Annotated in this window: 14 protein-coding genes; all 14 read right to left on the reverse strand. The window is 57.6% G+C overall.

From position 1 onward, the window contains the following. Positions 1–55: 55 nt before the first annotated feature. The gene (locus tag PX554_RS11880; RefSeq protein WP_275502011.1) at positions 56–181 is read right to left on the reverse strand and encodes a hypothetical protein; all 126 of its coding nucleotides are present in this window, start codon (positions 179–181) and stop codon (positions 56–58) included. Positions 182–197: 16 nt separating this feature from the next. Next, positions 198–1,190 (reverse strand): Bug family tripartite tricarboxylate transporter substrate binding protein, encoded by a 993-nt coding sequence (locus PX554_RS11885; RefSeq protein ID WP_034303884.1) that lies wholly within the window; start codon positions 1,188–1,190, stop codon positions 198–200. Positions 1,191–1,285: 95 nt separating this feature from the next. Then, positions 1,286–1,924: a maleylacetoacetate isomerase gene (gene maiA, locus PX554_RS11890; protein ID WP_026437509.1), complete on the reverse strand. Its 639-nt coding sequence runs from the start codon at positions 1,922–1,924 to the stop codon at positions 1,286–1,288. Positions 1,925–1,935: 11 nt separating this feature from the next. Continuing rightward, positions 1,936–2,637: a fumarylacetoacetate hydrolase family protein gene (locus PX554_RS11895; RefSeq protein WP_026437508.1), complete on the reverse strand. Its 702-nt coding sequence runs from the start codon at positions 2,635–2,637 to the stop codon at positions 1,936–1,938. A gap of 33 nt (positions 2,638–2,670) precedes the next feature. Beyond that, a complete protein-coding gene (locus tag PX554_RS11900) occupies positions 2,671–3,711 on the reverse strand; it encodes a cupin domain-containing protein (protein WP_228771123.1) in 1,041 nt (346 codons plus the stop codon). A gap of 230 nt (positions 3,712–3,941) precedes the next feature. After that, positions 3,942–4,547, reverse strand: coding sequence for a glutathione transferase GstA (gene gstA / locus PX554_RS11905; RefSeq protein ID WP_026437506.1), 606 nt, complete (start codon positions 4,545–4,547; stop codon positions 3,942–3,944). A 58-nt stretch (positions 4,548–4,605) separates the two neighbouring features. After that, a complete protein-coding gene (locus PX554_RS11910; protein ID WP_217998759.1) occupies positions 4,606–5,259 on the reverse strand; it encodes a 2-hydroxychromene-2-carboxylate isomerase in 654 nt (217 codons plus the stop codon). A gap of 129 nt (positions 5,260–5,388) precedes the next feature. After that, positions 5,389–6,426 (reverse strand): dihydrodipicolinate synthase family protein, encoded by a 1,038-nt coding sequence (locus tag PX554_RS11915; protein ID WP_011801861.1) that lies wholly within the window; start codon positions 6,424–6,426, stop codon positions 5,389–5,391. Between the two features lie 11 nt (positions 6,427–6,437). Further along, positions 6,438–7,013, reverse strand: a complete 576-nt coding sequence (locus PX554_RS11920) for an OmpW/AlkL family protein (protein WP_275502013.1) — start codon at positions 7,011–7,013, stop codon at positions 6,438–6,440. Between the two features lie 129 nt (positions 7,014–7,142). Continuing rightward, the gene (gene nahC, locus PX554_RS11925) at positions 7,143–8,051 is read right to left on the reverse strand and encodes a 1,2-dihydroxynaphthalene dioxygenase (protein WP_067736881.1); all 909 of its coding nucleotides are present in this window, start codon (positions 8,049–8,051) and stop codon (positions 7,143–7,145) included. 25 nt (positions 8,052–8,076) lie between these two features. Beyond that, entirely contained in the window at positions 8,077–9,528 is a 1,452-nt protein-coding gene (locus PX554_RS11930) for an aldehyde dehydrogenase (protein ID WP_067736879.1), read from the reverse strand. 48 nt (positions 9,529–9,576) lie between these two features. Further along, positions 9,577–10,356 (reverse strand): 1,2-dihydroxy-1,2-dihydronaphthalene dehydrogenase NagB, encoded by a 780-nt coding sequence (gene nagB, locus PX554_RS11935; RefSeq protein ID WP_034301428.1) that lies wholly within the window; start codon positions 10,354–10,356, stop codon positions 9,577–9,579. A gap of 63 nt (positions 10,357–10,419) precedes the next feature. Beyond that, positions 10,420–11,004: a naphthalene 1,2-dioxygenase system small oxygenase NagAd gene (nagAd, locus tag PX554_RS11940; RefSeq protein ID WP_275502018.1), complete on the reverse strand. Its 585-nt coding sequence runs from the start codon at positions 11,002–11,004 to the stop codon at positions 10,420–10,422. A gap of 14 nt (positions 11,005–11,018) precedes the next feature. Next, positions 11,019–12,362: a naphthalene 1,2-dioxygenase system large oxygenase NagAc gene (gene nagAc, locus PX554_RS11945; RefSeq protein ID WP_084385043.1), complete on the reverse strand. Its 1,344-nt coding sequence runs from the start codon at positions 12,360–12,362 to the stop codon at positions 11,019–11,021. Positions 12,363–12,394: the final 32 nt, after the last annotated feature.

Genomic DNA, 12,394 nt, shown 5'->3' on the forward strand with positions numbered 1-12,394 from the left:
ACTTGAAATCCGTCATCGTTCCGTCCGTCCAATCTCCGCCAAGCATGCTCAAGCTTCACGATTTTTGCAACAGAGCCATCTTGAGTAATTTTGGTACCGGTTGGGCTTTGACGCTTCTTACAGTGCCGAGCGATAAGGTGGCAAATCCCGCGGCTTTCATCCACTCACGGCGTTTGATCATGGTGCCCCCCCTCTGCTCAAGACTGCGCGGTAAAACCAATTTTCTCAGCGACTGCTTGCCAGCGTTTGATGTCGTTTTTCAATCGATCGGACAAGCCTTCAGGCGAACTCCAACCAGCCTCCATGCCCATCATGGCGTAGGCCTTGACCAGTTCCGGGTTTGCAACAGCCGACTTCATGGCAGCGCTGGCTTGCTGGACCGCTTGCGCGGGCGTGCCTGCGGGCATGAATACCCCGAACCACTCGGTCATCTCACTCAAGGCGATGTGGAGCTCCTTGAAGGTCGGGACGTTGGTCAGGAAACGAGAGCGGTTGGCGCCAGTCACGCCCAGCACCCGGATCTTGCCGGTCTTCATGTGAGGGAGGAACTCACCCAAGGGCGCGGCCACCGCCGGGATGTGCCCCCCCAACAGGTCCACAATCGCAGGCTGGGAACCGCGGAAGCCTGTCTGCACCATTTTCACGCCCAAAAGCCGCCCGAGCAGCTCGCCCAAGAAATGCGGTCCAGAGCCGGTGGCACCATGGCCAAACGTGGCAGAATCAGGGTTACTCTTGATCCAGGCCAAGTAGTCGTTGAGGCTACCAACCGATTCCGGGACAGCGGGCCCGATCGCAAACCCAACCTCGCTTGTCGAAACCATACCGACCGGCACAAAGTCCTTGACCGGGTCATATCCCAGATCTTTGTACGTGTGAGGGTATAGCGTCATCATGGATGCAGGCGTCAGCAGAAGTGTCGCGCCGTTTGGTGCCGCGGCCTTAACATGCTGGATCGCAATTCGACCACCCGCCCCCGTGCGGTTGTCGACGAGCACACTGGAAGCATAGGCACCGCGCATTCCCTCAGACAACCGGCGGGCAGCCATATCGGTCGCTCCGCCTGCGGCGAGTCCAATCACGATCGTGGCCACGCCAGGGCCGGATTGCGCCAAGCTCATGCCCGGAAGGCCCCCGATTCCAAGGGAGCCCAAAGTGCTCAGGGCTGCTCGTCGGGTCAGAATATGTTTCATAATCTTTCCCCTTACATTTTCACTATTGCTCATTGATACTTGTCACTGGGCAGGGCTACGAACTGTTTATTAGGGCGAAGGCGGCGTATTTTTCGTCAAGCCGAATCAGGTTGAGCAGCTGGCGCGGCGCGCCGAAATGCGTCCAACTCGCCGCAGGCCGCGTCCACTGCGCGGATCAGGGGGTAGGGCGTCAGGTCCACCTGGAAGCGGCGGGCGCTTTCCACCTGCGGCACCAGGTAGCAGTCGGCCAGCGTGGGTGTGTCGCCAAAGCTGTAGCGGCCGCGCTTCGGGTCGACCGCCAGCAGTGCTTCGTAGGCATCGAAACCGGCGCTGATCCAGGTGCCACACCAGGCGTTGATGGCGGCCTCGTCGGCGCCGAACGTCTTGCGCAGGTACTCCAGAATGCGGCGGTTGTTGATGGGGTGGATGTCGCAGCCCACGATGGCGGCCAGCGCGCGCACCCGTTGGCGGCCGTCGGCGTCGGCCGGCAGCAGCGCGGGCGTGGGGTACTGTTCCTCCAGCCATTCGATGATGGCCGGCGACTGGATCAGCACTTGCGCGCCCGTGTCCAGCGCGGGCACCAACTGCTGTGGGTTCAGCGCCTTGAAGGCGTCCTTTAGGTGCTCTTCCTTGCCCAGGTGCACGGCCAGGTACTCGTAGGGCACGCCCTTGAGGTTGAGCGCGATGCGCAGCCGGTGTGACGTGCCGCTGCGCCAGAAGTTGTACAGCTTCATCGCGTGCAGGCTCACTCGGCCGGGCCGACGGTCAGGCTGATCTCGGCAATGCCTTCCACACGGCCGATGATCTTGTCACCCGCCACCACGGCGCCCACGCCTTCGGGCGTGCCGGTGTAAATCAGGTCGCCGGGTTGCAAGTGGTAGTAGGTGGAGAGGTCGGCAATGATCTCGCGGACGTTCCAGATCAGCTTGTCCACGTTGGACGACTGTTTGGTCTGGCCGTTGACTTCCAGGGCGATCGCGCCCTGCTCCACCACCACGCCTTGCATCGGCACGATCTCGGAGCAGACCGAGCCTTCCTCGATGTCCTTGCCGGTGTCCCAGGGGCGGCCCTTGTCGCGTGCCACCAGTTGCAGGTCGCGCCGGGTCATGTCCAGGCCGGCGGCGTAGCCGTAAATCAACTCGTGCGCCTGGTCTTCGCTGACGCGGAAGCCGGGCTTGCCGATCGCCAGCACCAGCTCCATCTCGTAGTGGTAGTTGCTGGTGCGCGGCGGGTAGGCCACGGTCGCACCACTTTCCACCAGGGTTTGTGGCGATTTGGTGAAGTAGAACGCTTGTTCGACGCTTTTGTCGACCGGACGGCCCATTTCCACCGCGTGGGCGTGGTAGTTGCGGCCGACGCAGAAGATGCGGTTGATGGGGAAGCGCTCGGTCTTGCCACGAACGGGCAGAGACTGGACGGGAGGCGGGTTCCAGAGGTAGTTGCTCACTTGCTTTCCTGTTGTGTGGTGCTTCGCGGCGGCTCAGCCGCGGTTTTCAAAGACGCCCAGCTTGCGGTGCAGGGGCGATTCGTCGGCCATGAAGATGAAGGACGGCTGGTCGGCTGAGAGGTTTTTCAGCGTCACCTCGGTGTAGCCGGGGGCGCAGCAGGTATCGGCTTCCCTCAGGGCGAAGGTGGACTCGGCGATGCGCGCCTCGCTGCGGCCTTCGATCTGGTGGAACACCACGGCGGGCGAACGCACGGGCAGGCGCAGGGTCTGGCCGGGCTTGAGCATCAGGGCGTAGAAGCCCAGGATGTTCTCGGCGTCGTCACCCGTTTCGGGGTTGACGTAGGTGACCTGCACGCATTCCTGCTCAGGCTGGTCGGCCGCCAGCGACAGCAGGGCGGCACGGGTGTCGGCCCAAGGGTAGCGCAAGAGAGGATAGCGCTTGTCGCTGCGCTGGAACACGGGGGTTGGCACCACGCCCGCACGGGTCCAGGCGCAGTCGCCCCGGCCGGGGTCGACCTGCTGGCGCTCGCCGTCGATGTGGTAGCTGGCCTCCATGTAGTACACCAGCGGCAGGTCCAGCACATCGAGCCACACCACGGGCTCGTTGCCGTCGTGGCCGTGCTCGTGCCACAGGCCGGTGGGCGTGAGGATGAGGTCACCCCGGCTCATGGGGCACTTCTCGCCATCCACGGTGGTGTAGGCGCCCTCGCCCTCCACGATCATGCGCACCGCGTTGGGGGTGTGGCGGTGGCTGGGCGCCCACTCGCCGGGCAGCAGCAACTGCATGCCCAGGTATATGGCGGCGCTGGCTTGCATCTTCTCCAGGCCGTGGCCGGGGTTGGCCAGCACCAGCACGCGGCGCTCGGCCTTCTCAATGGGGGTCAGCTCACCGGCCTTGAGCAGCAGCGGCTTGAGCGTCTGGTAGGACCAGTAAGTCGGCTGCGTCTGGCGGGTCGGGACATTGGGCGGCAGCACCGCGCGTAGGCTGGGCCATAGCGGCACCAGGTTAAGTTGTTTGAGTTCGTCTCGGTAGTCCTGCGGCAGGTCTTCCAGTCGGCCAAGTTCGTGACTCATGGTGATACGCTCCTCTTCATCAAGCATGTGGATAGGGGAAGCCGATATCCCTCACGCTTCGATCAGACCAAAGCAAGTATCGGCAATTTCTGAATCCGACCGCAGTCGGAAAAAGGGGCTCGTAATCTGTGTGCATCGAAATTTGATCGAGGCCGCTGCCCACGGCTGCCCCGCGGCATGGCTGGCCGCTCATGGAGGCTGGCCATGCTTTATTTATTTCTCTAAAAAAATCAGATCAAACCTTCAGCCGACAATGTGGCCCGGACTGCTGGACGTTCAGCCACGCGGTTGAGGTAGCCTTGCAGGCCGGGCCAAGGCGAAAGGTCCACATTCACGTAAGCCCCCCAGCCAAGCACAGTAAACAAGTAGGCGTCCACCACGGAAAAGTCGTTCCCCATGGCCCAAACCTTGTCACCGAGCATCTGCTCGGTATGGGCAAGACGGCTTTCCAATTGGGCCTTGATGACTGGCTTGGCATCCTGTGGAAACACCGGGCTGAACAGCGCTCCGAAGCTTTTATGCAATTCGGTGGAGATGAAATTCAGCCATTCCATCAGTCGGTAACGCTCCAGCGAGCCAGCTGCCGGTGCCAGGCATTTTTCTGGCACACGGTCAGCGAGGTATTGAACGATGGCCGGCCCTTCGGTGAGCACCTGCCCATCATCCATTTGCAAAGCGGGGACACTGCCCACGGGATTGACGGTCTTGTAATCAACACCAGTCTCAGTCACCTTGGTGCCGAGATCAACCTTTTCTAGCTGAAAGTCAAATCCACCTTCACGAAGGATGATGTGAGGCGACAATGAACATGCGCCGGGGCTGTAATAAAGCTTCATGAGACTCCTTAAAATCAAGGCGTGGTTGAAAAATCAGAAAAATCGATGCACTGAGAATTTATGGTTGCGTTTCCTTTTGCAACCTGCTCTCAAGCATGAAAAGGCGGTCATTTCCCCACCACATTTGATCATCCCAAAACACGGTGGGAACCCCGAAAACCTTTCGGTCAATGGCCGCCTGCGTCTCTTCGTCGTATGCCTTGGCGGCATTTTCGCTGTTCAAAAAATCTTCAAATTCACCGAGATCCCAGTTTAGCTTGTCGCATACCTCAGCCAGCAAGCTATCAGCATCCAGTGCCCACCCTTTCCCCCAAGCCGAATCGAAAACAAGGCGAACATATTCAGCGGCTCGCTCCCTGGCTGCCGGGTAATACAGTCCGGCATTCACCCGGCGGCTGTTGAAGTTAGGGGGGAAAACCAACGGAATCCTATAGAGATCGGCCCATCGCTGCAAATCCACCTTTAAGTAGTCAAGCTTGACCTTGAGATCCCGATTGGACGGCCCGATGTTGCCAATGGCCGTCTTTGCTCGCGCCAAATCAATGGCGTGATACTGGATGGGGAATCCATAACGCCCCGCTAGCACCGACAAACGGTGGTTTGCCAGGTACGAAAAGGGGCTCAAAAAATCGAAATAAAAATCAACCATCATGCTCAGGCTCTCCCAAAAAAAGACGGCAGAAATGTGGAGCTGCTTCAGGGCAAGCGCCACATCCCGCGCTCTTGGCGCTTTTACGGCGTACTCGCATATTTGATACTCGCCGATTCCTCCAATCCAGAGGACGCCCAGATCAGCCAGCTTTGCTGATCGGAGATATCTGACTCAGGACCTGGCCTCGCCTCACTTCTTTTTCGAGCCGGTTGCCGTTTTGGTTTTCTTCAATTCCTCGGCGTACTTGGTATGCAGTGCGGCCCAGGCGTTGCCTGATTTTCGAGCACCTGCAAGGTATTCATCTGGTACCAGCGTATAGGGTGGCCGGCACGGCCCCGCTTTGAGCCAACCCGCCTCGTCCATTCGTGCTTTTTCGAGACCAATGTTGTATTTCGAGAATTCCGAGAAATCGCCGCGTGGAAACAGTGTGGCGTCGGCAGCGCGCATGTCATCTGAAATGGCCTTGGCCTTGGTCCAGTCACCGGTCGTCTTGGCCTGTGTCACCGCATCACGAAGCATGAGGGCAGTCGCTGGACCGCACATGGAGCCGCTGGACCAGAAGGCGGTCATGCGCTCAGGATTGATTCGGGCCGCAGCGTAATAGTCATCCTCATGCGGAAGGAAGCGAATATTTGGAGCCAATTTCAGATCCAAGTCCAGCATTCCGATGCCCAAGTACTTGGCTGTAACAACTTGCGGGATTTTGGACATTTCGGCCCAAAACGGGCGAGGAAAATCAAATTTGAAAGCCTCCGGGTTGGCATAAACAGCGATGGCAGCATCTGGCACCGCTTCCGCCACATCGCGATAAAACTGCACGGCGGTGGGCAGATCCATCTTCACCCACATCGGCACGCCGAGCATGGTTCCTTGGGCACCAATGTCCATCACTTCGCGGGTCTGGCGTATAACTTCACGGGTATTCAAGGCTGTTGTGCCGCAGAAGTAGGGCACTCGACCACGGGCGGTTTCGACGACCGTTGAAACAAAATCCCGCTTCTCCTCCCACGTCAGCGTCGCGCATTCGCCAAAGGTGCCGTGGCTCAGAATGCCATTGACGCCGGCCGCAATCAACTCCTCGACAATCCGGGCCGTCTCGTCGAGATCAACCGTGTGCGTGCTGCGCCAGTCCGAGGCATCCGGCGTGGACGGGGTCGGCATAATGACCCATGCGCCTTGAATATCCTCTGCAGTCAGGCGCGTCGCTTTGCTGGTCTTTCTTGTCATTCAAATATCCTTTAAAAATGGTGGTCAATCGCAATCGAGGTCAACAACGGATTCAATGTTACGCGGGCCGTGGCGACTTGCGGGCCAAGAAACCCAGATGCATCTGTTTTCAAATAAAGTTTGCGGAGATCAAAGCTGACAAACCAGTCGCGGTTGATGTCGGCTTCCGCGCCGATGTGGAGCACAGGTGCCCACGCATGATCTGCATCGAATGAGGTCAGATTGGCATCTTTGCTTTTCAGAATTCGGGTGTAGTTGATCCCCGCCCCCACGTACGGGCGAATCAATCCCATCTGCGGCAGGTTGTAGGTCGCCGACAAAACCGCAGGAGCATATTGAACACGACCGAGCAAAATCGGAGGCAGCGTGCCTGCGCCTGTCACTTTTGTGGTGGGTGGAATGCCAAAAATTAATCGCGCGTTCCAGTTATCGTTAATGATGTAGCCGAAGTCAAATGTCAAAGCGTTGTTGTCACTAGCGTCAGCGCTTCCACCCGGAACCCTTGTTCCGTCAATCGAAACTTTGGCGCTCGCATCGAAGGCTACGTTGGTGGCCGATGCGATATGACCAACGGGAATCCTCGGCATATGCGGTGCTGAGCATCAGCATCCCAAGTCCTGCGAGGGAAATGGCTTCTTTGATCATCATTGTCTCCTTTTGTTATATGGAACAGAATGGGAAAAACAGATGCGATCGATTTCGCATCTTTTGCATGGCTAGCTCAGTTTGACGTCCAATCCATAACCGGTGGCCTCGATGGCGTGACCGAAAATGTCGCCGACGTAATATTCCGATTCAGCAATGGCGGGGGCGCCTCGCCACCCAGGTTCGATCAGCCAGCCGGAAGGTGTTGCCCCGTAGAACGTCAGCGCCTTATCGTTGGAATGGATGCCCAATTGCAAGGCAATGTCAATCTTTTCCTTCGTGAAAAGCTGGTGTGTGTAACCCAAATCTTCGATATGAGTGTATTCAATCATCAGATGATTGAGGCGCTTGGCCGCAGGCATTGAACCGAAAGCGATGGAATGATCGCGAGCATTGCAATGCATGAACGTCAACTCAGCCGTCATGCCGTTGGGCAAAGGAAGGCGGTACTCGACATCTCCACGGAAGCCCAGCAGGCTGTAGAACTTGCGCGCCGCTTCCACGTCGCTCTGACGCACTATGCAGTGGCCCAGGCCTTGGTCAGCAGTCAAGAACTTGCCGTGCAAGGGGCGACCGGGGTGGAAAGGGTTGTTCAGGTCTATCCGGGGTCCCCAGAAAATCTCGGTCGGGTTGCCACCCGGATCTTCCGTCTTCATCAGGCCCAGCACCATGCGTTCCTGTGCTTCGGCTTTGTCGCACACGTGGACTTTGTAGCCTGCGTCCTGGAGCTTTTGGCCCAATGCATCGAATTCCGGTTGACCGGAGACACGCCAACCCAAGTATTCAAGGTCATCTTGACCATTGTGATGGACCACGATTCTGTGGTGCCAATTGTCCATTCGCAGATAGAAGCGGTCCTTGTCACCTTCATCGAGGACTTGAAGCCCCAGCATGTTCGCGGCAAAGGATTTCCACGCTGCGGGATCCTTGACCGAAATGCCCATGTATCCTAGTTCAATGACTGCTGCTTGCTTGCTCATGGTTTAACTCCTTTGTTGCTTCGGCTTAGAAGGGATACTGCTGTTCGAACGGTTCAATGGTTAGCCATTTGAGCTCCGTGAACTCGTCGATCACCGCGCGTCCATCGAAGCGGCCATAACCGGTGGCCTTTGTGCCGCCATAAGGCGCCTGCGCCTCGTTCTGCACGGTAGACCCGTTGATATGGACCGAGCCGTATTCGATCGCCATGCCCACGCGCAGAGCCCGGTTCACGTCCCGGCCAAACACGCCCGATGACAGGCCGTAGGCGCTGTCATTGGCAATGCGGATGGCGTCTGCTTCGCCCTTGCAACGGATAACCACGGTGATGGGACCGAAGGTTTCCTCATCGTAGATCTGCATGTCGGCTGTCACGTGGTCCAGGATCGTGGCGGGCATGACCGCACCCTCGGCCATACCACCGCACACGACCTTGGCACCCTTGTCGATGGCATCTTTCAACAGGCCATTGATCCGGTCCCCCGAGTTGGACGACACCATCGGACCAATGACGCAGTCCCCGGTCACGCACGGATCGCCTGCACTCAACTTCTTGGTTTTCTCGACGAACTTCGCGACAAATTCGTCCGCGATCTTCTCGTCGACCACCAGGCGTTCGGTGGACATGCAGATCTGGCCTTGGAACAGGAAACTGCCAAACACCGCTGCCTTGACCGCCGCGTCGATGTCCGCGTCGTCCAGAACGATCAGCGGGGACTTGCCACCCAACTCCAGCAAGCAGCGCTTGAGATGTTGGGCCGCTTTCTGGGCGATGATGCGCCCCACGCGAGTGGAGCCCGTAAAGTTGATGCGACGAATCTCTTTAGACGAAATCAGCGCATCGGCGATATCGGGCGAGCGGTCCGGGGACGAGTTCAGATAATTGAGCACGCCAGCGGGCAGGCCGGCCTCCTGTACGCACTTCGCGATCAACGCGTGCGTGCCGGGGCTGAACTCGGAGCCTTTGAACACCACGGTATTGCCGCAGACCAACGGATACGCGATGGCCCGCGCCGCGAGCACTGCGGTGCCGTTCCATGGCACGATACTCAAGATGGGGCCGACCGGTTGACGCAGCGTCATCGACAGGGTGTCAGCCTTGTCCGTCGGAATGGTTTCACCTTGTATTTGCGTGGCCAGTGAGGCGGCTTCCCGGAACACATTGGCCGACAGGTGCACGTTGAACCCCGCCCATAGCGCGGAGGCGCCCACTTCCTTGGCCATCACTTTAATGAACTCGGGCGTTTTGCTCTCCATGACCTCTGCCACCTTCAAGAGAAGGCGCCTCCGCTCCGAAGGCCCAACGGCCTTCCAGGACTTGAACGCCTCTTGGGCGGATTGAGCCGCCTTGCCCGCATCGGCCACCGTCGCATTCGCGCATTGGGTCATGGTCTCGCCACTGACAGGGTGCTTCCGATCAAAGTATTTTTTGTCACCTGAATCGATCCAGGCGTCGTTGATAAACAATTTCGTCTTCATGGGGTGTCTCCTGAGAACGGGGTTGATAAATTTGCTTCAGTTAAAAATTCACTTGCGGCCGAGCGCCATGCCGCCATCAATGCTGATCACCGTGCCAGTGATGAACTTCCCTTGTTCCCGGGAGGCCAGCAAAAGGTACGGTGCCACCACGTCCTCGGGCCTTGCCGCGAACCCCAGGGGAGTCAGGCCTTTGATCATGTCATCGATGCCGGGCATGTCTTTCATTTTGGTTTTGTCGAAGCCAGCGCTTGCCGGGCCAGCCAAAGAAGTGACCGTGCCACCTGGCGCAACGCCATTGACCCGGATGTGCGGAGCCAATTCGTAGGCCAAAGCCTTGACCATGCCCAGCACCGCATGTTTGCTGGCAATGTAGCAAGAACCGCCGGCACCGACCGCATAGGAAGAAACGGAAGCCGTCACCACCACCGATCCGTTCGTCTTTTTGAGCTCCGGCAAGGCCGCGCTGATGCCGCTGAAATAGCTTTTGACGTTGATGTCAAATATCTCGTCGAAACTGCCCGAGAATTTCTCCCAAGGCTCATCGATGCTCAGCATGTAATCCCATATCCCGGCATTTCCGATGAAGCAATCCAGGCGCCCGAACTTGGCAACCGTCTGTTTAACCAGCTTCTCATTGGTGGCGTGATCACGGACATCGCCCGCCACGATCTCAATGTCGTCTTTGAATTCACTGCGAAGACCCGCCTCTTGCTCCTCGTTGCGAACGAGTGCAGATACGCGATAACCGGCTGCCTTAAAAGAGCGAACCAACTCGAAACCAATGCCCGAGCCGGCGCCAGTGATGGCAACAACTTGCTGTGTGTTCATGTCAATAAATTTCCGTTAAAAATAATCACGAATGCCCGCCATCCAGGCAGGCATCCCCAGGGCTCACAGGAAGATCATCAGGTTGTGGGTTTGGAGAATGCGCTCCGGGTAGTCCACAAAGCGTTCGACCAATTTGATGCCACCACCTTCGTTACGTTTCCATTTGTCTTCTCGCGTTGCATAGAACACGTCAACCTGGTTTCCGCGCCTGGCGCGGTGGAGAATGAGGTTGGAGCGGACATGCAGCAGATCCGGTGCACCCGTGTCCTTGGCTGCCATGACATTGGTGACGAAGCGAGTGAAACGCATCTTCGGGCTGTTGGCCCAATTCTGCGGGTCGAGCTGATGCTCAACTCGAACTTTCAGTTGCTGATAGTTCTCGTTGTAGATGTTCACCGCATCATTCAGTTGGTATCGACGCTCGGAAGTGGAGCGAAGTTCTCGCGAGATCACTTGGTATTTGATCTCGGGGGCAACGCAGTGTTCAAGCCAGGCGTTGTAGGCCTGAATGTCCAACAGATGTGCTTCTCGGGTCAGGAGTGTGGTGACTTCTTGCTGCAGATCGCTGTCGTGCCCGACGAAGAAACGATGAAATTCTTCGGCGTCGTGCGCGGAGACCAGCTTGTCTTCCTGGGTATTGATCATCATGGTTGGCTCCTGGATTAGCGATCAGTCGTCTTGGTGAGTTCGGTGTGCCAATTTCGGGAGGTGTTTTCGAACTCGGCCCAATTGGAGCTGCTGATGTGCGCTTGGTAGGCGCGGTAGAAGCCGCGATAGCTGGTTTCACCGATGGACGACTTGCCAACGACGCCGGGATATACTTCATCACCGTAGACGTCCTTGCCGAAACCCAGGTTGGCAAGCAGATCGCTGTTGCTGGATTGGTATTTCTTGGCATTTTGCGACTCGGTTTCCATGTTGTCGTTGTCGTCGCTTTCCCAGAAGCCTGCAGGTCCGAACGTGCGCTGAACCGCGTCGGCTAAGCGGATTTTCAATTCCTCCGGCATGTCTTTTTCCACGATCGCATACGTCCAAACTTCGGTCGTGTTCTCGTCGATCGGGTTCCAGACCTTGAAAACGCCGGAGCAGGTCAAAATGCTGTTGTTCGGGAAAACCGTGCAGTTCAGATGGCTGCGGTAAATCCGCGCCCGAACATCACCGATTTCTTTGGCGAGCTTTTCCTGTTTTGCGCCGCCGAATGCCATCATGTCCGGCACCAGGTCGGCGCTGTGAACGCCGGAATAAGCGTCCCACAACACCCCCATGCCGCTGCCGTATTTGCTGGTCATTTGCAAGCCCGCGCCTTCGGGCGGCAGCATGGCGTTGCCCGCGAGAGGGGTAAATATCGACTGACCTGAGCGCAAAGACGATGCGTGCGTCCAGCCCACGTGGTATGCGTCACCCACAAAGTTTTCCGAGGGCGCCTTCCAGTTGGCCTTGATCACCACTTTGCCCGGGGGGCCTACAAGTTCCAGACCGCCTGAGTGCTTGAAGATGGGCTCCAGGTACCAGGCTGCATCACCCAGATAATCCATGAGCGGGGGAGCCTCTGCATCAAAACAGCCGTAAATAAAGCCATGAAAGCTCTCGACGCGCGGGACTTCTTTCAAGCCCAAGCACTTCTTTTTGATCGCATCTCCGTACAATTCTTTTTCAAAGGGAACGCTTTGAAGTTCACCGTTGGAGCCGAAACCCCAGCCGTGGTAACTGCACACAAAGCCTTTCGCATTTCCGGCTTCTGCGTTCACCAGTGTCTTGCCCCGGTGGCGGCAAACATTCAAAAAGGCTCGCACGGAGCCATCGTTCTGACGGGAGACGATGACTTCATCGACGCCCATTTTTGCTGTGACATAGTCGCCGGGGGAGGGAATCAGACTGTCATGGGTCAAAAAAAGCCAGTTCCGCGCGAAGATGGTCTTCATCTCATGCTGGAAAAGTTCTTTGTCACCATGAATCAGGTGCTTTTGCGTCAGCCCTGCTTCACTCACTAAGTTTTGGTAACTCATAATTGCTTGTCTCCTCTTGTTTGAAAACGGGT

Source organism: Sphingomonas pollutisoli (assembly GCF_029167165.1).
Taxonomy (GTDB): Bacteria; Pseudomonadota; Alphaproteobacteria; order Sphingomonadales; family Sphingomonadaceae; genus Sphingomonas; species Sphingomonas pollutisoli.

Coding starts and splice junctions, on each gene's coding strand:
- PX554_RS11880 (WP_275502011.1), bottom strand. CDS start 181: ATGATCAAACGCCGTGAGTGGATGAAAGCCGCGGGATTTGCCACCTTA.
- PX554_RS11885 (WP_034303884.1), bottom strand. CDS start 1,190: ATGAAACATATTCTGACCCGACGAGCAGCCCTGAGCACTTTGGGCTCC.
- maiA (WP_026437509.1), bottom strand. CDS start 1,924: ATGAAGCTGTACAACTTCTGGCGCAGCGGCACGTCACACCGGCTGCGC.
- PX554_RS11900 (WP_228771123.1), bottom strand. CDS start 3,711: ATGAGTCACGAACTTGGCCGACTGGAAGACCTGCCGCAGGACTACCGA.
- gstA (WP_026437506.1), bottom strand. CDS start 4,547: ATGAAGCTTTATTACAGCCCCGGCGCATGTTCATTGTCGCCTCACATC.
- PX554_RS11915 (WP_011801861.1), bottom strand. CDS start 6,426: ATGACAAGAAAGACCAGCAAAGCGACGCGCCTGACTGCAGAGGATATT.
- PX554_RS11920 (WP_275502013.1), bottom strand. CDS start 7,013: ATGCCGAGGATTCCCGTTGGTCATATCGCATCGGCCACCAACGTAGCC.
- nahC (WP_067736881.1), bottom strand. CDS start 8,051: ATGAGCAAGCAAGCAGCAGTCATTGAACTAGGATACATGGGCATTTCG.
- PX554_RS11930 (WP_067736879.1), bottom strand. CDS start 9,528: ATGAAGACGAAATTGTTTATCAACGACGCCTGGATCGATTCAGGTGAC.
- nagB (WP_034301428.1), bottom strand. CDS start 10,356: ATGAACACACAGCAAGTTGTTGCCATCACTGGCGCCGGCTCGGGCATT.
- nagAd (WP_275502018.1), bottom strand. CDS start 11,004: ATGATGATCAATACCCAGGAAGACAAGCTGGTCTCCGCGCACGACGCC.
- nagAc (WP_084385043.1), bottom strand. CDS start 12,362: ATGAGTTACCAAAACTTAGTGAGTGAAGCAGGGCTGACGCAAAAGCAC.